A 19,037-nucleotide genomic window follows, 5' to 3' on the forward strand; every position below is an offset into this window, starting at 1 on the left:
CCAGCGCCCCTCGACCGGCCGGACTCGACGCCCTCACTCGAGGCGGTCCGCGAGGTCGTGGAACCCCTCGATTACGACGTCCGGGTCGGGACCTAGCTCCTCCGTCGGGAGCGTCTCCCCCGGGCGGGAGACCCACGCGGTCGACATGCCGGCGTGTTTCGCGCCCCAGACGTCGCGCATCCCGCCGCCGGAGGCGTGCAGTATCTCGCCGATCGGCGTGTTGGTCCGCTCGGCGGCGTGCTCGTAGATTCCCGCCTCCGGCTTGTACGTCTCGACCTCGTCGGCGCTGATCGCGTCCGTCACGACGTCGCCGAGGCCCGCGGCCGCGACCAGATGCTCTAACATCTCGGGCGACCCGTTCGAGACGATGTACACCTCGTAGCCCGCGTCGGTGATCCGGCCGATCCCGTCCCCGACGTCGTCGAAGATCGACAGCTCATCCTCGTAGACGGTGCGCCGGATCTCGTCGCGTGTCGCCTCCGGCACGTCGTACCCGTTCGCCTCGAGCGCGTATCGGAGGCCCTGTCCGATGAGCTCCCAGAACGGCTGGTAGGCGTCGATGTCGTTCGCGATCATCGAGTACTGGAGGTACTGCGCGCGCCACAGCTGCGAGACGCTCTCGGCGTCGTCGAGGCCGTCGACGTGCGCCTCCAGCACCGCCTCCTGCGAGCCGATGTCCACGAGCGTGCTGTACGAGTCGACGGTGACCGTCGAGACGGAATCGAAGTCCATAGTCATGGTACACCGACCCACGTCATAACCGTGGTGAATCCGGCGGCGACGGCGTCGTTTGACCGACTGACCGTCGCAGATCAGCGGAGTGCTCGACCAGTTATAACCAGGCGCGGCTCCGTGGAGCGCGCGGACCGCAGAAAGAGCCTAGGCCGAGATTTGAACTCGGGGTCTCGTCCTTACCAAGGACGCGCTTTACCGCTAAGCTACCCAGGCACGCAATCAGTCGTTGACCGGATTCGACTTTATGGGTTTCGATCCGCCGCCGAGTCGTCGCCCGATCCGGCTCCCCCGCGGTCGCGCGACCGGCCCCTCGCCGATCGGCCGCTCACCGGTCCGTCGCGCTCACGGCGCGGTCCGAGATGTCGGCGATCCGGTCGGCGGTCGCGTCCGGGAGCGCGCGCCCCGGCGGCGGGAACTCGCCGTCGTAATCGGCCGCGAGCTCGCGGGCGTACGTCAGCAGCTCCTCCGGCGGGTCGCCGCCGACGGCCGTGGTGCCGGCGACGACCGCCAGTTCGAGGGCGTCGACCTCCAGGTTCCGGTCGAGCGCGGCCGCCGCGGCGGGGTCGGTCCCATCGCGGTCGCGGAGCGTCTGGTCTCGGCCGAACGCGCGCACGACCTCGACCGCGGCGCCGGCGGCGTCGGTACACGCCAGCAGCGAGAAGCCGCGCGAGACGAGCACGTCGGCCGTGAGCACGTCCATGTCCGCGTCGATGTCGGTCTCGCTGGTGGGCGCGGTCACCCACGGCTCCTCGTGGGCCACCGTGCGGGTGAGCCGCAGTCCCTCGTAGATGAGCTGCACGCCCGCCGCCCGGTCGACGAGCTCGTCGAGGTTCACGTCGGGGTCGACCGCCCGGGCCGTGACCAGCGCCAGCACACCGGGCGTCACGGCGGCGTCCAGAATGCGGTTCTCGAGGGCCTTGCGCAGTTGCTCGGGCTCGACGTCCGCGAGCGCCTCGTGAGCGGCCTCACGCGCTCGCGCGGCATCGTCCATTACCACGAGATAGTCGAGCGAAGGGCAAAGACCTTTGGAAACGACCGGGATACCACGCCGTGATCCGCACCCAAACCGACGACCGCGTCCGCGTCGTCACGATCGACCGCCCCGAGCGGCGGAACGCGCTTCGCCCCGAGGACCTCGACGCGCTGCGGAGCGCCGTCGCCGACGCCGAGACGCCCGTCACCTACCTCCGCGGCGCCGGTGACGCCTTCTGTGCCGGCGCCGACCTCGACGTCGTCGCCGACCTCGACGCTGCCGACGACGCGGCCTCGTTCGCCCGGCGCGGGCAGCGCACCGCCGCGGCCGTCACGGACGCCGACACCGTCGTCGTCTGCGGGATCGACGGCGCGGCTCGCGGCGGCGGGGTCGAGCTCGCGCTCGCGGCCGACGTCCGGGTCGCCACGCCCGCGGCGACGTTCGCAGAGCCGGGCGTCGAGTTCGGGCTGTTCGGCGCGTGGGGCGGCACGGTCCGACTCCCGCGGGCGATGCGCGAAGGCGACGCCCTCGACTTCGCGCTCTCGGGGCGGGTCCTCGACGCCGACGAGGCGCTCCGGACCGGGCTCGTCTCCCGGGTCGTCGACGACCCGCGCGCGGTCGCCGACGAAATTGCGGCCGGCAAGCCGGACGCGCTTCGGACCGTCAAGCGTCGGGTGCGCGACCGGCGGGACGACGCCGCGCAGGCGGACGCGGAGGCCGAGGCGTTCGCTGCCCTCGTCCGGGCGCACGGGGCCGAGATCGCGGCGTCGCGGACCGAGTGAGTCCCCGAGCGAACCGGGACGACCCCGCCGCCGTCCCGATGTGACAGGTTTAAGTGGACCTCCGACCAATCATCGAGTGCGAAGCACGCACCGGTAGTGTAGTGGTATCACGCAACCTTGCCATGGTTGCAACCCGAGTTCAAATCTCGGCCGGTGCACTCCTTTCAGTCGTGTACCGCCCTGACCCCCCGCTCGTTTCACTCGCGGGGAGTCTCGGCCGGTGCATTTGTAACTGACTTCTGCGGTCGACGTTCGTCTCACTTCGTTCGACGAACTCCCTGCAGGCGGCGCACTTCTGACTGACTCCGACGGGAAGCGTCGCCGCCCGTCAAACCGGCGGTCGGGCCGCGAGCGCACCGGCCGTCGGCGCCGCAAACCTGTTCGTTTAACCGGCCGTGCGTTGTTGTTGCGAGTATATGGTCGAGGTCTTGCTTCTCGTCGGTTTCGTGGTTGCGGCGTTCGTCGGGTACAACATCGGGGGCGCCACGACCGGTCCCGCGTTCGGGCCGGCCGTCGGGTCGGGGGTGCTCTCGAAGGCGGGCGCGGCGGCGCTGATGTCGATCTTCTTCTTCGTCGGCGCCGGGACGCTCGGACAGCGCGTCGTGACGACGCTCGGTGAGGACCTCGTCACCGGGGGGAGCGTGTTCACCCTGGAGACGAGCATCGTGGTCCTCTTTTTCATCGGCGGCGCGCTGTTCGTCGGGAACTTCGCCGGCGTCCCCGCGTCGACCTCGATGACGGCGGTCGGGGCGATCGCGGGGCTCGGCCTCGCCACCGGCACCCTCGACAGGGCGGTGATGGGGGAGATCGCCATCTGGTGGATCGTCGCGCCGATCATCGGCTTCTGGGTCTCCGGGGTCGTCGGGCGCTACTTCTACCCGGCCATCGACCGGTGGGTCGCGATAGACAGCACCGACGGAGCGCTGTTCGAGTTCGACCGCTCCGGGGCGATCCCGAAGCCGGTCGCGGGTCCGAACACGACCCGGCGCGAGCTCGTCGGCGGGTTCGTCGTCATCGCCATCGGCTGTCTGATGGCGTTCTCCTCGGGGACCTCGAACATCGCGAACGCGATCGCGCCGCTCGTCGCGCTCGACGGCGTCGAGATGACGCCGATGATCCTCCTCGGGAGCGCCGCGGTCGCGGTCGGCGCGTTCACGATCGCGCGGCGGACGCTCGACACGCTCGGCAACGACATCACCGACCTCCCGCTGACCGCGGCGATCGTCGTCGCCTGCGTCTCCTCCGGGATCGTGATCAGCCTCTCGGCGGTCGGGATCCCGGCGTCGTTCGTCATCATCGCGACGATGTCGATCGTCGGGCTCGGCTGGGGGCGCGCGACGCGGACCGTCACGGTGCGGCAGGGGATCAGCGGCGAGAAGGAGCCGAAGGTGTCCGTCGGCGCGCTGAAAGCGGACGAGACGGGACCGATCGGCGAGGGCGACCCGACCGACATCCCCTCGGCGTCCGACCTGTTCAACCCGAGCACGAGCGCGCGCGTCGTCCTGATGCAGAACGTGGTCCCGATCCTCTCGACGGTCGGAGCGCTCGTCACGTTCACGCTGCTGTTCCGGTTCGTCTGGTAAATTCGGACTCCTTTTTCCGAGCCGCCTCCCGCCGGAATCGCCTCCCGCCGGAACCGCCTACCGCCCGAACCGCCGCTGACGGTCCTGGAAGTCGAGGACCGCGCGCAGGTAGTCCCGCCGCCTGAAGTCGCGCCAGTTCACGTCGGTGAAGTAGAGCTCGGCGTACACCGACTGCCAGATTGCGAAGTCGGAGAGCCGCTCCGCGCCCGTCTTGATGACGAGGTCCGGCTCCTCCGGGAACACGAGCCGGTCGGCGACGTCGGCGGCGTCGATCGACGCCGGATCGAGTTCCCCGGCGTCGACGTCGCTCGCGATCTCGCGGACTGCGGCCGCGAACTCCGCCTTCCCGCCGAGCCCGACGGTGACCCTGATGGGCACGTCGTCGTCGGTCCCGGTATTGTCGGTCCCGGTACTGTCGGTCCGGGTGTCGTCGGTCCCGGTATTGTCGGTCCCGGTACTGTCGGTCCGGGTGTCGTCGGTCCCGGTGTCGGCGTCGCCGTCGGCGCCCGCCCCGATGGCCGCGTCGTCCGGACTCCGCACGACGAACCGGGCGGGCGCGTCCAGCCGGCGGAGCTCGCGCGTGAGTGTCGGGACCACGGACTCGTCGAGCACCGAGACCGAGACGGTGACGCGCTCGGCGCCGTACTCCAGCGCCCACCCGAGCGCCTCGGCGAGGGTGTCGAACGCCCCGTCCGCGAGGAGGTCCCGTTCGGTGATGACGATCGCGACGTGCTCCGGCGGGTCTCCCTCGTGCAGTCGGTGGCGGACGCCGAGGTACGTGTCGTACAGGCCCACGTTCTGTGGTTCTCCCGCGGGGAATAAAACGTCACGTCCGCCGGTGAGGGGGTCACCCCACGCCCGCCGACGAGGGGTTTAATTCGCCGTCGGCCGTAGCGGAGACGATGGCAGACAGCTACCGCGGGGTGTTCGGCGCGATCCCGTACGCGATCCGGCACACCGAGTCGTGGACCATGCGCGTGTACGGTGTCGTCGGCGCGCTCACGGCCGGGCTGATCGCGACCGTCGTCACTCTCGCGCTCGTCGTCTGGATGGCGGAGACGACCGACGTGCAGGGCGGCACCTTCCTGTTCTCGCGGTCCCTGTACGTGATCGCCGGGTTCGCCGCCGTCGCGCCGCTGCTCGCACCGCTCCTGTTCGTCGCGCGCCGCCACCGCCGCGGCGACCCGGTGAAGCCGGGGTACGACCGGAAGATGGCGTACGGCGGATTCCTGTTCCTCCTGTCGCTGTACGCCGGTCTGGTGATCTCCGCACCGGCGGAGCTCCGCGACCCGACCGAATCCGTGGTCGTCAACGCCCTCTACGCCCTCCCGCAGCTCGCCGGCGTCGTCCCGCCCGTCGCCGCCGCGCTCGTCGTGTTCGCGGTTCACTACCGGCTCCGCGTGACCGGCGGGGCGGTGCCGGACGATCCGGCGACCGACGACTGACGCGGCTCGAAACCCCGAAAAGGGTCCGTCGCCTATCGCGGGGTAATGACCGACGATCCGGCGCGTTCCGACGCGGAGAAGACGGAGGCCGACGACGGTGCCGAAACCGCCGACGGAAAGGAGAGCACGTTCCTCGTCACGCACGTCGAGAGCGACTCGGCGGTGCTGAAGGACGTCCACGACGGGCAGGTCCACACGCTCAGCACGAATCCGGGGCTCGAGGTCGACGACGCGGTCGAGGCGACCGTCGCCCCCGACCCCCCGATGGAGGTCACGTACCGGGTGATCGAGGTGGCGGAGCGCCGGCGCCTCTCGATCGAGGAGAGCGAGGAGCCGCCGACCGTCCACGAGCGCGAGCTCGCGGCCGAGGCCCCGGCGGGGGAGCTCGCCCGCGAGCCCCGCGCCGGCGAGGGCGAGGTCCACGTGTTGACGCCGCCCGAAAGCGACACCGCCGAGGCGGTCGCGGACGTAATCGAGGACCGCGAGGCGACGCTGTCGCGGGCCGCCCGGCTGGGCGTGAATCGCGTCGAGGTCCGGTCGGAGCCCGGGGTCGTCAGCGTTCGGTACATGCCCTGACGGCGTCGGGACCGCACCGGCGTCCGGCTCCCCGACTCAGTCCCGCTCCCCGGTCGCGCCCGACGGGCCGGCCGCGCTCTGGACCCGCCAGCCGCCGTCGACGTCGCCGGCTCGCGTCTCGTAGTCGACGGTCGTCTCCCCCGTCACGACCGCGGTGTCGACGGCGTCGCCGTCGACCTCGATCCGCTCCACGCGGAACGGCACGTCGAGGCTGTCCCCGCAGCAGCCGACGTCGACGAACTCCTCGCGGACGTCGTCGACCGCGGCCTCGCCCATCACCCGAGCGAAGTACCCTCGGTAGCGGTCCGTCTCGATCTGGTCGCGTCCCCAATCGCTGAGCCCGTCGGGATACGAGAGGACGACGCGGTCGGCCTCGGGCGCGTTCATGCGTCTTGGTACCGCGGCTGTCGGCTAGTTCGTTTCGGTGGTCCGCGACGCGTTCGCCGGAACGCGACGGAGTGAGAAGGCTTATTCGCGCCCGCGCAGGAACCGGTATTTATGGTAGCGATCGAGGTACCGGAGGTCAACTACACCGAGTACTCGAACCGGCAGCTCGTGGCGGTCCCGATCGCGGTCCTGGTTCTCGCGCTCGCGATCATCCTCGGCTGGTATCTCGTCACGGGTGCGCCGGCGAACCTCGGACTGGCGTTCACGGGCGGCGTCGAGCTCCGGGTCGCCGACGACGGTGGTAACGTTGAGGAACGCATCGAAACCGAGTTCGACCGACAGCCCGACTCGATCCGGTCGATCCCCGCGGACGACGTGTACGTCGTCACCTTCCGCGCGGCCGACGAGAACCCCGAGGGGCTGGCGGAGGAGCTCGGGCAACAGGCGGACGACGCAGGGCTCACCACGACGGCGATCGATCAGGTGTCGCCGAGCTTCGCCAGCGACACGGCCCGGACCGCGATCTTCGGCGTCGCGCTGGCGTTCCTCGGCATGAGCGTGCTCGTGTTCGCGATGTTCAGGTCGTTCGTCCCCTCCATCGCCGTGGTCGCCTCGGCGTTCTCCGACCTGGTCATCCCCGTCGCCGTGATGAACCTCCTCGGGATCCAGATGACGCTGGGGACGATCGCGGCGCTCCTGATGATCATCGGGTACAGCGTCGACTCCGACATCCTGTTGAACAACTCCGTGTTGCGCCGGACGGGAGACTTCTACGAGTCGGTGAGCCGCGCGATGCGAACTGGGATCACGATGACGCTCACGTCGATGGCCGCGATGATCGTGATGACCGTCGTCGCGACCGTCTTCGGCGTCGACCTCCTCCGGAACATCGGGATCATCCTCGCGGTCGGCCTCTGTGCCGACCTGATGAACACGTACCTGCTGAACGTCTCGCTGCTCCGCTGGTACAAGTTCGAGGGGGTGAAGCGCTAATGTTAGAGCCGATCAAGAACAACTGGCGGATCCTGCTCCTCGTCGCCGTCGTGGCCGGCGCGTCGATCGCGCTGTTCGCGCCGCAGTTCGCGCCCGAGACCGCCCCCGGCGAGAACCAGAGCGAGGCGAGCCAGGGAGTAACCAACCTCCAGTACGGGCTGGACCTGGAGGGCGGGACCCGCGTTCGGGCCCCGCTGCAGGGGTACACCGCCACCGGCGTCGACTTCGCCGGCGACGACCCGGCGACGGTCGAACGGGCCGTCGCCGACGAGCTCGACGACGTGCAGCTCCGCGACGTGGGATCGAGTGTCGGCGAGGACGTGCGGGCGGTCGAGGTCACCGACCCGTCCGTGAGCGAAGACGAGTTCCGGGCGGCGATGGACGCCTCGGGGTACTCCTACGAGAGCATCCGCCCCGGCGTGACGGCCGAGACCCGCGATCTCACCCAGAGCATCATCGAGGGCAAGATCAACGAGGCGGGGCTCTCGGGCGGGAGCGTCCAGCAGGTCCAGTCACTCAGCGGCGAATACTTCATGCTCGTCGAGGTGCCCGGCGAGAACCGTAGCGACGTCGTCTCGCTGCTCCAAGACCGGGGAACGGTCCAGATCGATATCGCGTACCCGAGCGAGAACGGCACCGCCGTCGAGGAGGGCGTGCTCGTCCAGGACGACTTCGAGAACATCGGGACGGCGTCGCAGCGGGACCGCGGCACGGGCTCGTACGTCCCGGTGACCGTCAGGAACACGGCCTCCGGCGGCCAGCAGTCTCCCGCCGAGGGGTTCCAACAGGCCGTCGTCGACCGCGGGTTCCCCTCGGCGTACCAGTCGGACGCGGACCGCTGCGAATACGACCCCGAGACGGGGGAGATCGGCAATTCGAACCCGTGTCTCCTCCTCACTGTCGACGGCGAGGTCGTCAACTCCTTCGGGATGGACCCGGGGCTCGCCGACAGCATGGAGAGCGGCTCGTGGGCCGACACCGCGAACTTCCAGCTGACCACGCCCGAGTTCTCGACGGCCCAGGAGATCTCGGTCAACCTACGCGCCGGCGCGCTGCCGGCGGAGCTCGACATCAGCGGACAGGGGACCTCCAGCACCATCTCGGCCGCGCAGGGCGAGAACTACAAGAACTACTCGCTGGTGACGGGGATCCTCGCGGTGTTCGCGGTCGCGGGCATGGTGTTCCTGCGCTATCGCGAGCCCGCGGTGGCGCTGCCGATGATCGTCACGGCGCTCGCGGAGGTGTACGCCCTGCTCGGCTTCGCCGCGCTGGTGAGCTACCCGATCGAGCTGGCGGTCATCGCCGGCTTCATCGCGGTCGTCGGGACCGGCGTCGACGACTTGGTGATCATCGCCGACGAGGTGATGAGCGAGGGCGAGGTGAACTCCCGGAAGGTGTTCAACTCCCGGTTCCGCCGGGCCTTCTGGGTGATCGGCGCCGCCGCGGCGACGACGATCGTCGCGATGTCGCCGCTGATGGTGCTCTCGCTCGGGGACCTTTCCGGGTTCGCGATCTTCACTATCCTCGGCGTCCTGATCGGCGTCCTCGTCACCCGGCCCGCCTACGGCGACATCCTGCGCCGGCTGCTGACGATCCGGTGAGACGGCGCCGGAGCGGCCGTCCGTCTCCCCACCCCGCAGCCCCGGTCGGCTCGCCGCCGCGAACGAGAAGACGACAAACTATTATTTTAGACGACTCTAATATAACTGTGATCACCGACGACCGCCCAGAGCCGGCCGGCCGGACCGACCCGCGAGCCGAGACGACGGCCGCCGGACGGGCGGACGCGTTCGGGCGGTCGGCCTCGATCGGTCAGCGTCGTGACGGAGGGAATGCATGACGGCCTACTTTGAGATCCTCATCGTCGCGTTCGTGGCCCAGTTGGCCGTGTTGCCGGGCGAGAAGGTGCAGTTCATGATCGCCGCGCTGTCGACGCGGTACGACCCGAGGGTCGTCGTCGCGGCCGCCGGGTCGGCGTTCGCCGGCTGGACCGCGGTCGAGATCGCCTTCGGGCAGGCGCTGCAGTCGGCGCTGCCGGGGGTCGTCCTCGACGCCGTGACCGCCTCGCTGTTCTTCGTGTTCGCGTACCTGCTGTACCGGTCGATGCCGGACCGCGAGACGAGGGAGGTCGCGTCCGGCGACGGCGGCGCGGAAGCGACGGCCGCCGGCGCCGAGGATCCCGACCCGGAGGCCGTCGACGCCGACTACGCCGACCTTGACTCAGTGACGCTCCCCGGCCCGCTCGCCCGGTACGAGGGGTCGTTCGGCGGCTTCCTTCCCATCTTCGTGCTCATGGCCACCGGCGAGTTCGGCGACAAGACGCAGCTGGTCACGATCGGACTGGCCGTGCAGTACGGGGTGACCTCCGCCATCTGGGTCGGCGAGATGCTCGCGATCATCCCGATCAGCATCGCGAACGCGTACTTCTTCCACACGTTCGCCCACCGGTTCAACGTGCGGCGCGCGCACCTGGCGTCCGCGGTGCTGTTCGCCTTTTTCGGCGCAGACACCGTCCTCTCGATCGTCGCCGGCTTCTCCGTCTGGGAGACGTTCATCGGCGCCGTGAGCGGGGCGGTCTCGACGCTCGTTTAAAACTCGTCCAGTCCCGACTGCTCCGCGGCCGCCAACACGTCGTCGCAGGTCGCCCACGACCGGCGCGCGCAGTCCGGGACGTCGCCGTTGTCGGCGACGTACGCTCGCAGGAACGACCGCGTCGTCGGGTCGCTCGGGTAGCCGCTCCCGACGCCGTCGTACGCCGGGTAGCGGTCGTCGAGCGCCGCCATCCGGGCGTCGCGAGCCACCTTGGCGACCACGCTCGCCGCGCCGACGACCGGGTCGTCCTCGTCGGCGCCGTGGAAGGCCTCGACGTCGACCGCGGGGAGGTCGTCACCCCCGCTCTCGTCGCCGGGGTCGTGGACCCCGCTCTCGTCGCCGGGGTCGTGGACCCCGCCCTCGACGAACTCGCTGAGCCGCCGCGCGAACCGCGCCTCGCTGGTGTCGCCGGCGTCGGCGACGACGCGGACCGGCTCGTCGCCGACCCTTTCCCCGCCCTCGGCGAGCGCGGCCCGCACCGCCCGCGCCTGTCCGCTGACGGTGAGCGTGTTCATATCGGTGTCTGGTCGGTCGATCTCCGCGGGCTCGACGAGCGCGACGCCGACGGCGACGCCGTCGATCCCGCGGATAGCCTCGTCTATCGCCTCGCGTCGCTCCGGGGCGAGCCGCTTCGAATCGTCGACGTCGGCCGGGAGGCTCGACGGGGCCGCGAGCACGGCCGCGGCGACCATCGGCCCGAGCACGGGTCCTTTGCCGGCCTCGTCGACGCCGAGGTACACGCGTCGGTGGTCGTCGGCGAGGGGTAAATACGTTCAGAAAAGGCGCGGACTTACTCGACGAGGACCGCGTTGACGTGCCCGGACTGGCCGGGGCGCGAGGTGACGCGGGCGCGGCCGGCGGACGTGTCGATGATGGCGCCCTTGGTGACGATGTTCCGGCGGGCGTAGTTGACGTTCGAGGGGTTGTCGACGACGTTCTCGATCTCGGCCTCGCTCACGTCGCCGCCGTCGGCGACCTGCGCGACGTTCGTCGAGAGCGCGCGGACTTTCTTCTCCGTGCCGCGGGAGTCGATGTACTGGAGTCGCGTCTCGCCGACGGTGGTCTCGGCGGGCTCGCGGCCGAGCTGGTGGCGCTTCTTGTTCGAGGCGGGCTTGAGTCGGCCGCCCGTCCGCTTACGCGTGGAGCGTCCCTGGTCTTTCATACAGGTACGAACAGCCAGCGAATACTTGAAGCGTTCGACTCGCCTCGGCGGCGAGGCGGCGCGTGACGGCCGCGACGGCCCGTCGCGGCGCTGCAATCCGGTCACAGGACCGGCGCACGCGCCGACGGAACCGGCGCGTGCGGTCACGCGAACCGGCGCTCGAACTCCCGGATCCCCTCGTCCGTGCCGACGACGACGAGCTCGTCGTCCCTGTCGATCCGCGTGTCGGGACCGATATCGGTCACCGTCTCGTCGTCGCGCTCGATTGCGATGACGGTGCAGCCGGTCGTCTCGCGCACGTTCGCCTCGCCGACCGTCCGCCCGGCGAGCCGCGGCACGCGGTTCCTGACGACCTCGATCTGCTGATCCAGCGAGAGCACGTCGCGGTCCTCGATGACGGTTGAGGCCGACAGCCGCCCGGTGACCGTCGCGAGCGAGAGGACGTAGTCGGCGCCCGCGCGGTGCATCTTTCGGACGCTCGCGGCCTCCTCGACGCGGGCGAGCACCTGCGTGTTCGGCGCCAGATCGCGGATCACGAGCGTCGTGAACTCAGTCGTGGTGTCGTCCGGCAGCGCGAGCACGACCGTTCGCGCCGACTCGACGCCCGCGGCGCGCAGCGTCTCCGGCTCGGTCGCGTCGCCGACCACGTCGACGCCCTCGGCGTCGTCCCGGTCGACGACCGTCACGGGCAGATCGGCGTCCGCCACCGTCTCGGCGACGCTCTGCCCGACCTGCCCGTAGCCGATGACGACGGTCTCGCCCGCGCCGAACCGCCGCGTGGCGGAGTTCGTCAGGTCGACGAGCCGCTCGAGCTGGTCGGACCGCCCGGAGACGAGCAGGACCGTCCCGGCCGACAGCGTCGCGTCAGGCGGGGGCGCCGCGTCGAACTCGCCGTTGAACCACGCCCCGATCACGTTGACGCCGGCCCGCTCGCGGATCCCGCTGTCGGCCAGCGTCGACCCCGCGAGCGGGCTCCCGTGCGGGACCGACACCTCCGCCAGCCGCAGCGAGTCGCCGATGGCGACCGCCTCGCCGAGGTCGGTCTGGAGCGCGGTCGTCACCTTCGCGGCGAGGCTCTCGCCGAGCAGCGACCGCGGCGAGAGCACCTCGTCCGCCCCGGCGAGCCGGTGGTACCGCTCGCGCTCCGGGTCCTCGAGGACGCTGACGACGCGAACCTCGGGCGCGAGCTCCTTCGCGGCGAGCACGATGCTCGCGTCGACCTGGTCGGAGACGTCCGTCACCAGCGCGCGCGCGCTGGCGAGGTTCGCGGCCGCCAGCCCCTCGGTCGACTCCGGGTCGGCGCGGATCACGGTCCGCCCCGCCTCGTGGAGCCGCACGGCTCTGTCGTCGTCGGGCTCGACGATCACGTAGGGGATCCCGTGGGAGTCGAACTCCGCGATGAGCGCCGCCGACCGCGAGGTGTCGGAGCAGACGACGACGTGACCGGACAGGTCGTCGTCCAGCGAGGTGGGCGCGGTCGTCGAGAACGCCTGCTCCAGCAGCGGCGTCACCACGACCGGCAGCGCGCCGATCAACAGCACCATGCCGACGAGGTCCATCACGGCGATGAACGCGTTCAGCTGCTGGCTCTCCCACGGGGAGTCCCCGCCGAACCCGGTGGTGGTGAACATCTCGACCGAGAAGCGCAGCGCCTCGATCATCGTGCGCGGGTCGCCCTCGTACACGCGCATCCCGTAACGGTAGGTGACCGCGGTGAAGATCAGCACGAAGAGGACGAATCCGAAGTATCCGACGACGCGGCGCTTCCACGAGTCCATCGCGTCGCTGTACACCGCCCACCCACAAAAACGGGGCGCGTCCGGCGGCGCCACGGGGGCGCGTGCGATCGCGTACTCTTGGCCGAGAGGAACTGATGGGCCGAGACGAAGTTCGATGGTTTAAGACACGGGGAGAGCCAACGGGAAGATATGGTGCGGGACCCGTCGCGCGAGGAGGATCCGCCGTCGGTCGACGACGTGCTGGACGCGCTGGCCGACGACGCCGCGCGCCGGATCGTGGCGGCGCTCACCGAGCCGAAGACGGCGAGCGACCTCTCCGAGGAGTGCGACATCCCCCTGTCGACGACGTATCGGAAACTGGAGAAGCTCACCGACGCCTCCCTGCTTCGGGAGTCGACGGACATCCGCCGTGACGGCCAGCACACGACGCGCTACGCCGTCTCCTTCGACTCCGTAACGGTCTCGATCGACGACCCGCGAGACGATGGAGACGGCCCCCGCGATCTCACCGTCGAGTTCTCCCGCCCGGATCGCACGCGGGACGAACGCTTGGCCGACCTCTGGTCGGAACTGCGAGAGGAAACATGACAACGCACATCGACCTCGCTATCATCGTGGCAAAGACCGCCATCCTCGCGCTCGGTGGCAGCATCACCTACTACGCGCTCCGCGCGTACGGCAGAACGGGGGACCCCTCGCTGCGCGCGCTCGGGGCCGGCTTCGGGATCGTGACTGTCGGCGCGCTGGTCGGCGGCGTCTCCCACCAGATCATCGGCGCCGACCTGGCGGTGGGGATCGCGATCGACAGCCTGCTGACCGCGGTCGGCTTCGGCGTCATCGTCTACTCGCTGTACGTGGAGTGACTTCGATCGTGTCTCTCCCCCGGTCCCGGCGGCGGGTCCGGCGGTTGTCGACGTCCGACGAACCCCGGTTTCGGTAGCCTTTTGCGGCGCTCCGCCATCGAATCTCATAATGAGCGACGCACGCGAGGAGCTCTCTCGCCGGATCGCCGGCGAGATAACGCTCAGCGACGACCCCGGGGCGACGCTCCGGAAGTGGCGGACCGACTTCGACGTCTCCCAGACCGAGCTCGCAGACCAGCTCGACGTCTCCTCGTCGGTGATCTCCGACTACGAGAGCGGGCGGCGCGAGAGCCCGGGGATCGGCGTCGTGCGCCGAATCGTCGACGGGCTCTTAGACATCGACGAGCGGCGCGGCGGCGGGCGGCTCCGCCAGTACGCCCGCGTGCTCTCGGCGGGGTTCGAGAGCGACATCGTCCACGACCTCCGCGAGTACTCCACCGCGGTGCCGGTCGAGGAGTTCTACGAGGCGATGGACGCGACGGAGATCGCCCGCGGCGACCAGGACCACGTCAACGGCCACACCGTCATCAACTCCATCGAGGCGATCACGCGGCTCTCCAGCGAGGAGTTCTACCGGCTGTACGGCCAGTCGACGAACCGCGCGCTCGTGTTCACCGGGGTGACCCGCGGCGAGTCGCCGTTGGTCGCGCTCCGGGTGGTGAGCCCGACGCCGAACGCGGTCGTCCTCCACGGGATCGAGGCCGAGGACCTCTGGGAGCACGCCGCCGACCTCGCGCGCGTCGACCAGTTCTCGCTGGCGACGTCGACGCGCGACCTCGACGACTGCCTGGCCGACCTACAGGCGCTGTGACCGAACCGCGGCCCTGAAACCGCCGGCGCCCCTTTCGCCGCGTATGACCGACGAGTACGCCGAGCGGCTCCGCGCCAACCGCCGCGAGAAGGACGAGTTCTTCGCCGAGCACCCGCAGTCGCCGATCCCGCCCGAGCACCGCGACGGGTTCGACGGCCTCGACTACTTCCCGCCCGACGCCGACTACCGCGTCGAGGCGACCGTGACGGTCCACGACGACCCCGAGCCCGTCGAGATGGAGACGACCGCGAGCAACCCGGTCCGCTACCTCCGGGTCGTCACCTTCGCGTTCGAGGTCGACGGCGAGGAGCACAGACTCGCCGGCTACCGGCAAGAGGGCGAGGACGGCGAGATCTTCGTCCCCTTCCGCGACAAGACGACCGGTCAGCAGACGTACCACCAGGGCCGGTACATGGAGCTGGAGCCGGAGGGTGAGCTCGCCGACGGCGACGTCGTCGTCCTCGATCTCAACCTCGCGTACAACCCGTTCTGCGCGTACAGCGAGACGTTCGCCTGCCCGCTCCCGCCCGAGGAGAACTGGCTGGAGATCGTCGTTCCGGCCGGCGAGCGCGCGCCGGACCTCGAGTAGTCGCGCGCCGTCGCCCCCCGACCGCGGTTCGTCCCGGTCTCTCGCTCAGTGCTCACTCCCCGCGCTCCCGCCAGCGCTCACTCCTCCCGGTCGCGGATGACCATCGCCTTCACCCGGTTGACGGCGTCGAAGTCGCGGAGCCGGTAGCTCAAATCGCGGACGCGAGCCGCCTCACCGCGGCAGAACAGCGATTCGAGGCACCACTCTCCCTGGTGGGTGTGGCTGGTGTTGAGGATCACGTCCTGATACGCGTGCTGGACGCCGTGGAGCTCTCGGATCACGTCGTGGTGACGGTAGTCGAAGCCGACGAGCGCGACCACCTCGCCGGTCATCGATTCGAGCCGCGCGTGCGACTCGACGTACTCCCGCATCGCCTCCCGGACCGCCCGCGACCGGTTGTCGATCCCCTCCTCTCGCCAGACGCGATCGAACTCGTCGCGGAGGTCGGCCGGCACGTTGACGCTCGTTCGCATGGCTCCGGGTTCGTCGCGCCCCCACAAGAGTCCCGAGTATTACGATCCCCCCGATCCGGGAGTAACAACCGTTATCGGCGGCTCCCTCGGAGTCGACGGTAATGCTCCACGGCGACGCGACCGGGCTCCTCCTCGGGGCCGTCGCGCTCGGCGCCGTCCACGGCGTCGAGCCGGGCCACGGCTGGCCGGTCGCGGCCTCCTACGCCCTCGACCGGACGCACACCTGGACGTACGGGCTCGCCGCGAGCCTGATCATCGGTGTCGGCCACCTCGTGAGCAGTATTGCGATGGTGGGGGCCTTCTTCTACGCGAAGGGATACTTCGAGCTCGCGCGGGTCAACGAGCCGATCACGGTGTTCGGCGACCTGCAGATCGGCGGTCCCGTCAGCCTCGTGGCCGGCGTCCTGCTCATCGGCCTCGGGATCCGGGAGTACACTCACGGCCACGGGCACTCGCACGGAGGCGGGCACGGTCATTCTCACGGCGACGGCGGCCACTCGCACGATCACGACGAGCACTCTCACGACGGCCACCTGCATGACGACGACGAGCACTCTCACGACGGCCACCTGCATGACGACGACGAGCACTCGCACGACCACGACGGCCACATGCACTCCGGCGCGAACCCCGCCGACGCCGCCGACCGCGGGCTCCTGGGGATCGCGTGGTTCGCGTTCGTGCTCGGGTTCGCCCACGAGGAGGAGTTCGAGATCATCGCCCTCTGTGCGGGCTCCACGCACTGCCTCGAGCTGATGACCGCGTACGCGCTCACGGTGATCGCCGGCATCGTCGGCCTGACGCTGCTGCTGATCGCGGGCTACGAGCGCCACGAGGAGCGGGTCGAACGGTACGCCCCGTACCTCCCGGTCTTCTCCGCCGCGGTTCTCGTCGCCATGGGAATCGGGTTCATCACCGGCGTGTTCTAGCCGAACGCCCCCGCTATCAGGCCCGGTGAGTCGAAAGAAAGAGAGGGAGCGTGCCGCGCTATCGCTCTAACTCGACCGTCAGGTCCGTCGCGATCCACGCGTCCGTGTTCCCCTGCTCCGTGAAGACGGTCCGATCGGGCGAACAGCGACTCGCCGCGACGATCGGTCGTTCGTCCGTCGACTCCTCGGCGCCGTCTTCGATCCGGTCCTCGGCGCTGTGCCCGATCCGGTCCCCAGTGCTCATTACCAGTCCGTCGGAGACACGGGTGGTTATAGGTTTCGGTCGGCCTAAACCCTCGCCGCATTCCGGCGGCGCCGGCACCGGTGGAACCGTCGGCGACCCGCGCGGGGGATCGGAGCGCCTTACCCGACCCGGTCCCTCCGGCCTACCGATGACGGATTCGCTCTTCGAGCCGCTGACGCTGCGCGACACCGAGCTCCGGAACCGCGTAATGTTGTCGCCCATGTGCCAGTACTCCGCGAACGACGGGTTCGCGAACGACTGGCACCGGATCCACCTCGGCTCGCGCGCGGTCGGCGGCGCCGGCGTCGTGATGACCGAGGCGACCGCGGTCGAGGAGCGCGGTCGAATCACCCCGGGCTGTCTCGGGATCTGGTCCGACGAGCACGCCGAGGCGATCGGGCCGATCGTCGACTTCGTCCGGTCGCAGGGCGCGACGCCCGGGATCCAGCTGGCGCACGCCGGCCGCAAGGCCTCCCACCGGCCGCCGGCCGAGGGCGGCGACCCGATTCCCGCGGACGACCCGGCCGGCTGGGAGACGATATCGGCGACCGACGCACCGTACCCCGACGGCGACGCCGCCGAGGGCGACGAGCCCGCGGCGACCCGCCGGATGGACGGCGACGACGTCGACGCCGTGATCGAGTCGTTCGCCGACGCCGCGGCGCGCTCGCTCGACATCGGCTTCGAGGTCGCCGAGGTCCACGCTGCGCACGGCTACCTCCTCCACCAGTTCCTGTCGCCGGTCGCCAACGACCGCGAGGACGAGTACGGCGGGAGCTTCGAGGACCGGACGCGGCTCCTCCGCGAGGTCGTCACGGCCGTCCGCGACGTCTGGCCCGACGACAAGCCCGTCTTCGTCCGGATCTCCGCGACGGACTGGCTGCCCGACCGCGACTCGTGGGACGTCGACGACTCCGTGCGGCTGGCCCCCCTGCTCGCCGAGGCCGGCGCCGACCTGATCGACGTCTCCGGCGGCGGGATTCACCCCGACCAGCGGCTGCCGGGCACCGGCCCCGGCTATCAGGTGCCGTACGCCGAGGCGATCCGCGAGGGGACCGACGTGCCGGTCGCCGCGGTCGGCGGGATCACGGAGCCGACCCACGCCGACGCGCTGGTCCGGAACGGCCGGGCCGACCTCGTCGCGCTCGGCCGCGAGCTGCTCCGCCACCCGTACTGGCCGCTGGAGGCCGCCCACGAGCTCGGCGCAGAGGTCGAGTGGCCGGTGCAGTACCGTCGCGGCCGGTTCGACTGAGGGCGCCGCGGGAGCGCCGGCCGGGCTTTTTATCCGCGCGCCGCGTACCTCACGCCATGAGTTCCCGCGACGACCGACGCGACGACGAGCTCGAGGAGCGGCTCGACGAGCTCGAGGACGTCCTGACTGAGCTGCGGCGCGACCTCGGCGAGAGCGAGCGGGACCGCCGGGGGCCGCCGCGGCCGCCTCGGCTCTCGGAGCTGCTCCGATTCACCGAGCAGTACACGATCCCGACGATTATCGCCCTCCTCGAGACGACGATCAAGTCGCTCGAACTGCTCCGTGGGACCCTCCGACTCGCCGATCCCGGACGCAGCGTCGCCGGCGACACCGGCGCGACCGCCGACCGCCTCGCAGACGTCCGCGACGGCGCGAGCGCCGGGCTCGCCCGGTCGCTCTCGGAGCTCCGAACGGCGCTCTCCGAGGCCGACCTCCCCGAGGAGGCCGCCTCGCGCTCGATCATCGCCGACGCCCGCGATCTCACCGCCGAGATCGAGTCGCGGATCGAGGAGGGCCGCCGGGAGGCCGACACCGCCCGACGGCAGACCCCGCGCGACGACTCTCGGGGCGGCCGGAGTGACCGGACCCCCGAGGCGGGGGGACGCGAAACGGACGACCGCGACGCGGGACGCGGCCGCGACGGCGGGTCCCCCGGCGGCGACCGCGGGGTTCGGATCGACGTAACCGACCCCGACGCGGAACCGGAGGACGACGCGGGCAGCGAGGGTCACGACGAGCCGGAGGACGACCCGGCGCCCGAAGTCGACGTCGAGTCCGAACTGGAGTCGATCAAGCGCCAGATCGACGACGAGGCAGGGGACGCCGGCGAAGAGGCCACGGACACCGACGGAGAGGATTCGGACGACGGAGGAGAAGGCGACGACACCGACCCCGAATCGGCCTGACGGC

General features: G+C 70.4%; 23 protein-coding genes and 2 tRNA genes. 15 read left to right on the top strand and 10 right to left on the bottom strand.

Translation table 11 applies throughout. The annotated features are described in order from the left end of the window. Nucleotides 1–33: 33 nt before the first annotated feature. The 3 genes from Hrr1229_RS09970 to Hrr1229_RS09980 form a co-directional block, all read right to left on the bottom strand. A complete protein-coding gene (locus Hrr1229_RS09970; RefSeq protein ID WP_123113037.1) occupies nucleotides 34–738 on the bottom strand; it encodes a haloacid dehalogenase type II in 705 nt (234 codons plus the stop codon). Nucleotides 739–876: 138 nt separating this feature from the next. Next, nucleotides 877–948 (bottom strand) — tRNA-Thr (locus Hrr1229_RS09975). A gap of 112 nt (nucleotides 949–1,060) precedes the next feature. Continuing rightward, nucleotides 1,061–1,726: a hypothetical protein gene (locus tag Hrr1229_RS09980; RefSeq protein WP_123113036.1), complete on the bottom strand. Its 666-nt coding sequence runs from the start codon at nucleotides 1,724–1,726 to the stop codon at nucleotides 1,061–1,063. Between the two features lie 59 nt (nucleotides 1,727–1,785). On the opposite strand from Hrr1229_RS09980, the gene Hrr1229_RS09985 reads away from it, so the two are divergent. The 3 genes from Hrr1229_RS09985 to Hrr1229_RS09995 all read left to right on the top strand — a co-directional run bounded on the left by Hrr1229_RS09985 (nucleotide 1,786) and on the right by Hrr1229_RS09995 (nucleotide 4,073). Then, nucleotides 1,786–2,490 carry an enoyl-CoA hydratase/isomerase family protein gene (locus Hrr1229_RS09985; RefSeq protein ID WP_123113035.1) on the top strand — a complete coding sequence of 235 codons (705 nt, stop codon included), beginning with the start codon at nucleotides 1,786–1,788 and terminating at the stop codon, nucleotides 2,488–2,490. 87 nt (nucleotides 2,491–2,577) lie between these two features. Next, nucleotides 2,578–2,648, top strand: a tRNA-Gly gene (locus tag Hrr1229_RS09990). A 258-nt stretch (nucleotides 2,649–2,906) separates the two neighbouring features. Next, the gene (locus Hrr1229_RS09995; protein WP_123113034.1) at nucleotides 2,907–4,073 is read left to right on the top strand and encodes an inorganic phosphate transporter; all 1,167 of its coding nucleotides are present in this window, start codon (nucleotides 2,907–2,909) and stop codon (nucleotides 4,071–4,073) included. A 57-nt stretch (nucleotides 4,074–4,130) separates the two neighbouring features. Here the strand turns inward: Hrr1229_RS09995 and Hrr1229_RS10000 are convergent, their stop codons facing one another. Beyond that, nucleotides 4,131–4,868, bottom strand: coding sequence for an undecaprenyl diphosphate synthase family protein (locus tag Hrr1229_RS10000; RefSeq protein WP_123113033.1), 738 nt, complete (start codon nucleotides 4,866–4,868; stop codon nucleotides 4,131–4,133). Nucleotides 4,869–4,975: 107 nt separating this feature from the next. Between Hrr1229_RS10000 and Hrr1229_RS10005 the strand changes: the two genes are divergently transcribed. Next, the gene (locus tag Hrr1229_RS10005) at nucleotides 4,976–5,518 is read left to right on the top strand and encodes a hypothetical protein (RefSeq protein WP_123113032.1); all 543 of its coding nucleotides are present in this window, start codon (nucleotides 4,976–4,978) and stop codon (nucleotides 5,516–5,518) included. Nucleotides 5,519–5,563: 45 nt separating this feature from the next. Then, nucleotides 5,564–6,094, top strand: a complete 531-nt coding sequence (locus Hrr1229_RS10010) for a DUF5812 family protein (RefSeq protein WP_255212478.1) — start codon at nucleotides 5,564–5,566, stop codon at nucleotides 6,092–6,094. A gap of 36 nt (nucleotides 6,095–6,130) precedes the next feature. Here the strand turns inward: Hrr1229_RS10010 and Hrr1229_RS10015 are convergent, their stop codons facing one another. Beyond that, the gene (locus Hrr1229_RS10015; protein WP_123113031.1) at nucleotides 6,131–6,481 is read right to left on the bottom strand and encodes a hypothetical protein; all 351 of its coding nucleotides are present in this window, start codon (nucleotides 6,479–6,481) and stop codon (nucleotides 6,131–6,133) included. Nucleotides 6,482–6,592: 111 nt separating this feature from the next. On the opposite strand from Hrr1229_RS10015, the gene secF reads away from it, so the two are divergent. From secF to Hrr1229_RS10030, 3 genes are all read left to right on the top strand, one after another. Further along, nucleotides 6,593–7,474, top strand: a complete 882-nt coding sequence (gene secF, locus Hrr1229_RS10020) for a protein translocase subunit SecF (RefSeq protein ID WP_123113030.1) — start codon at nucleotides 6,593–6,595, stop codon at nucleotides 7,472–7,474. Next, the gene (locus Hrr1229_RS10025; protein ID WP_123113029.1) at nucleotides 7,474–9,075 is read left to right on the top strand and encodes a preprotein translocase subunit SecD; all 1,602 of its coding nucleotides are present in this window, start codon (nucleotides 7,474–7,476) and stop codon (nucleotides 9,073–9,075) included. Before secF ends, Hrr1229_RS10025 begins: the two co-directional genes overlap by 1 nt. A gap of 235 nt (nucleotides 9,076–9,310) precedes the next feature. After that, nucleotides 9,311–10,066, top strand: a complete 756-nt coding sequence (locus tag Hrr1229_RS10030) for a TMEM165/GDT1 family protein (RefSeq protein ID WP_123113028.1) — start codon at nucleotides 9,311–9,313, stop codon at nucleotides 10,064–10,066. Here Hrr1229_RS10030 and Hrr1229_RS10035 read toward each other — a convergent pair. From Hrr1229_RS10035 to Hrr1229_RS10045, 3 genes are all read right to left on the bottom strand, one after another. Further along, complete coding sequence (locus Hrr1229_RS10035) at nucleotides 10,063–10,806, bottom strand: ribonuclease HII (RefSeq protein ID WP_123113027.1); 744 nt, start codon at nucleotides 10,804–10,806, stop codon at nucleotides 10,063–10,065. The two genes, Hrr1229_RS10030 and Hrr1229_RS10035, sit on opposite strands and share 4 nt — an antisense overlap. Nucleotides 10,807–10,856: 50 nt before the next feature. Then, nucleotides 10,857–11,228 (bottom strand): 30S ribosomal protein S8e, encoded by a 372-nt coding sequence (locus Hrr1229_RS10040; protein ID WP_123113026.1) that lies wholly within the window; start codon nucleotides 11,226–11,228, stop codon nucleotides 10,857–10,859. Nucleotides 11,229–11,371: 143 nt separating this feature from the next. Beyond that, nucleotides 11,372–13,006: an NAD-binding protein gene (locus Hrr1229_RS10045; RefSeq protein ID WP_123113025.1), complete on the bottom strand. Its 1,635-nt coding sequence runs from the start codon at nucleotides 13,004–13,006 to the stop codon at nucleotides 11,372–11,374. A gap of 150 nt (nucleotides 13,007–13,156) precedes the next feature. On the opposite strand from Hrr1229_RS10045, the gene Hrr1229_RS10050 reads away from it, so the two are divergent. From Hrr1229_RS10050 to Hrr1229_RS10065, 4 genes are all read left to right on the top strand, one after another. Continuing rightward, nucleotides 13,157–13,555 (top strand): helix-turn-helix domain-containing protein, encoded by a 399-nt coding sequence (locus tag Hrr1229_RS10050; protein ID WP_123113024.1) that lies wholly within the window; start codon nucleotides 13,157–13,159, stop codon nucleotides 13,553–13,555. Then, on the top strand, nucleotides 13,552–13,830 hold the full coding sequence (locus tag Hrr1229_RS10055) for a hypothetical protein (protein ID WP_123113023.1): 279 nt from the start codon (nucleotides 13,552–13,554) through the stop codon (nucleotides 13,828–13,830). Before Hrr1229_RS10050 ends, Hrr1229_RS10055 begins: the two co-directional genes overlap by 4 nt. 109 nt (nucleotides 13,831–13,939) lie before the next feature. Next, nucleotides 13,940–14,641 carry a helix-turn-helix domain-containing protein gene (locus Hrr1229_RS10060; protein ID WP_123113022.1) on the top strand — a complete coding sequence of 234 codons (702 nt, stop codon included), beginning with the start codon at nucleotides 13,940–13,942 and terminating at the stop codon, nucleotides 14,639–14,641. 43 nt (nucleotides 14,642–14,684) lie between these two features. Further along, nucleotides 14,685–15,230, top strand: coding sequence for a DUF1684 domain-containing protein (locus tag Hrr1229_RS10065; protein WP_123113021.1), 546 nt, complete (start codon nucleotides 14,685–14,687; stop codon nucleotides 15,228–15,230). 77 nt (nucleotides 15,231–15,307) lie between these two features. Here the strand turns inward: Hrr1229_RS10065 and Hrr1229_RS10070 are convergent, their stop codons facing one another. Beyond that, the gene (locus Hrr1229_RS10070) at nucleotides 15,308–15,703 is read right to left on the bottom strand and encodes a ribbon-helix-helix protein, CopG family (RefSeq protein WP_123113020.1); all 396 of its coding nucleotides are present in this window, start codon (nucleotides 15,701–15,703) and stop codon (nucleotides 15,308–15,310) included. A gap of 101 nt (nucleotides 15,704–15,804) precedes the next feature. On the opposite strand from Hrr1229_RS10070, the gene Hrr1229_RS10075 reads away from it, so the two are divergent. Then, on the top strand, nucleotides 15,805–16,632 hold the full coding sequence (locus Hrr1229_RS10075) for a hypothetical protein (protein WP_123113019.1): 828 nt from the start codon (nucleotides 15,805–15,807) through the stop codon (nucleotides 16,630–16,632). Nucleotides 16,633–16,690: 58 nt separating this feature from the next. On the opposite strand, the gene Hrr1229_RS10080 is transcribed toward Hrr1229_RS10075, so the two are convergent. Then, a complete protein-coding gene (locus Hrr1229_RS10080) occupies nucleotides 16,691–16,876 on the bottom strand; it encodes a hypothetical protein (protein WP_123113018.1) in 186 nt (61 codons plus the stop codon). A gap of 148 nt (nucleotides 16,877–17,024) precedes the next feature. Here Hrr1229_RS10080 and Hrr1229_RS10085 point away from each other — a divergent pair, with 148 nt between their 5' ends. After that, nucleotides 17,025–18,128 carry an NADH:flavin oxidoreductase/NADH oxidase gene (locus Hrr1229_RS10085; RefSeq protein ID WP_123113017.1) on the top strand — a complete coding sequence of 368 codons (1,104 nt, stop codon included), beginning with the start codon at nucleotides 17,025–17,027 and terminating at the stop codon, nucleotides 18,126–18,128. Nucleotides 18,129–18,184: 56 nt separating this feature from the next. Then, nucleotides 18,185–19,033, top strand: a complete 849-nt coding sequence (locus tag Hrr1229_RS10090; RefSeq protein ID WP_123113016.1) for a hypothetical protein — start codon at nucleotides 18,185–18,187, stop codon at nucleotides 19,031–19,033. The last annotated feature ends 4 nt before the right edge of the window (nucleotides 19,034–19,037 follow it).

Origin of the sequence: Halorubrum sp. CBA1229 (assembly GCF_003721435.2) — an archaeon.
GTDB lineage: Archaea > Halobacteriota > Halobacteria > Halobacteriales > Haloferacaceae > Halorubrum.

Bases quoted from the DNA above. Each gene is read 5' to 3' on its own strand.
- Hrr1229_RS09970 (WP_123113037.1), bottom strand. From the start codon at position 738: ATGACTATGGACTTCGATTCCGTCTCGACGGTCACCGTCGACTCGTAC.
- Hrr1229_RS09980 (WP_123113036.1), bottom strand. From the start codon at position 1,726: ATGGACGATGCCGCGCGAGCGCGTGAGGCCGCTCACGAGGCGCTCGCG.
- Hrr1229_RS09995 (WP_123113034.1), top strand. From the start codon at position 2,907: ATGGTCGAGGTCTTGCTTCTCGTCGGTTTCGTGGTTGCGGCGTTCGTC.
- Hrr1229_RS10005 (WP_123113032.1), top strand. From the start codon at position 4,976: ATGGCAGACAGCTACCGCGGGGTGTTCGGCGCGATCCCGTACGCGATC.
- Hrr1229_RS10010 (WP_255212478.1), top strand. From the start codon at position 5,564: ATGACCGACGATCCGGCGCGTTCCGACGCGGAGAAGACGGAGGCCGAC.
- Hrr1229_RS10015 (WP_123113031.1), bottom strand. From the start codon at position 6,481: ATGAACGCGCCCGAGGCCGACCGCGTCGTCCTCTCGTATCCCGACGGG.
- secF (WP_123113030.1), top strand. From the start codon at position 6,593: ATGGTAGCGATCGAGGTACCGGAGGTCAACTACACCGAGTACTCGAAC.
- Hrr1229_RS10025 (WP_123113029.1), top strand. From the start codon at position 7,474: ATGTTAGAGCCGATCAAGAACAACTGGCGGATCCTGCTCCTCGTCGCC.
- Hrr1229_RS10030 (WP_123113028.1), top strand. From the start codon at position 9,311: ATGACGGCCTACTTTGAGATCCTCATCGTCGCGTTCGTGGCCCAGTTG.
- Hrr1229_RS10040 (WP_123113026.1), bottom strand. From the start codon at position 11,228: ATGAAAGACCAGGGACGCTCCACGCGTAAGCGGACGGGCGGCCGACTC.
- Hrr1229_RS10045 (WP_123113025.1), bottom strand. From the start codon at position 13,006: ATGGACTCGTGGAAGCGCCGCGTCGTCGGATACTTCGGATTCGTCCTC.
- Hrr1229_RS10050 (WP_123113024.1), top strand. From the start codon at position 13,157: ATGGTGCGGGACCCGTCGCGCGAGGAGGATCCGCCGTCGGTCGACGAC.
- Hrr1229_RS10055 (WP_123113023.1), top strand. From the start codon at position 13,552: ATGACAACGCACATCGACCTCGCTATCATCGTGGCAAAGACCGCCATC.
- Hrr1229_RS10060 (WP_123113022.1), top strand. From the start codon at position 13,940: ATGAGCGACGCACGCGAGGAGCTCTCTCGCCGGATCGCCGGCGAGATA.
- Hrr1229_RS10065 (WP_123113021.1), top strand. From the start codon at position 14,685: ATGACCGACGAGTACGCCGAGCGGCTCCGCGCCAACCGCCGCGAGAAG.
- Hrr1229_RS10070 (WP_123113020.1), bottom strand. From the start codon at position 15,703: ATGCGAACGAGCGTCAACGTGCCGGCCGACCTCCGCGACGAGTTCGAT.
- Hrr1229_RS10075 (WP_123113019.1), top strand. From the start codon at position 15,805: ATGCTCCACGGCGACGCGACCGGGCTCCTCCTCGGGGCCGTCGCGCTC.
- Hrr1229_RS10080 (WP_123113018.1), bottom strand. From the start codon at position 16,876: ATGAGCACTGGGGACCGGATCGGGCACAGCGCCGAGGACCGGATCGAA.
- Hrr1229_RS10085 (WP_123113017.1), top strand. From the start codon at position 17,025: ATGACGGATTCGCTCTTCGAGCCGCTGACGCTGCGCGACACCGAGCTC.
- Hrr1229_RS10090 (WP_123113016.1), top strand. From the start codon at position 18,185: ATGAGTTCCCGCGACGACCGACGCGACGACGAGCTCGAGGAGCGGCTC.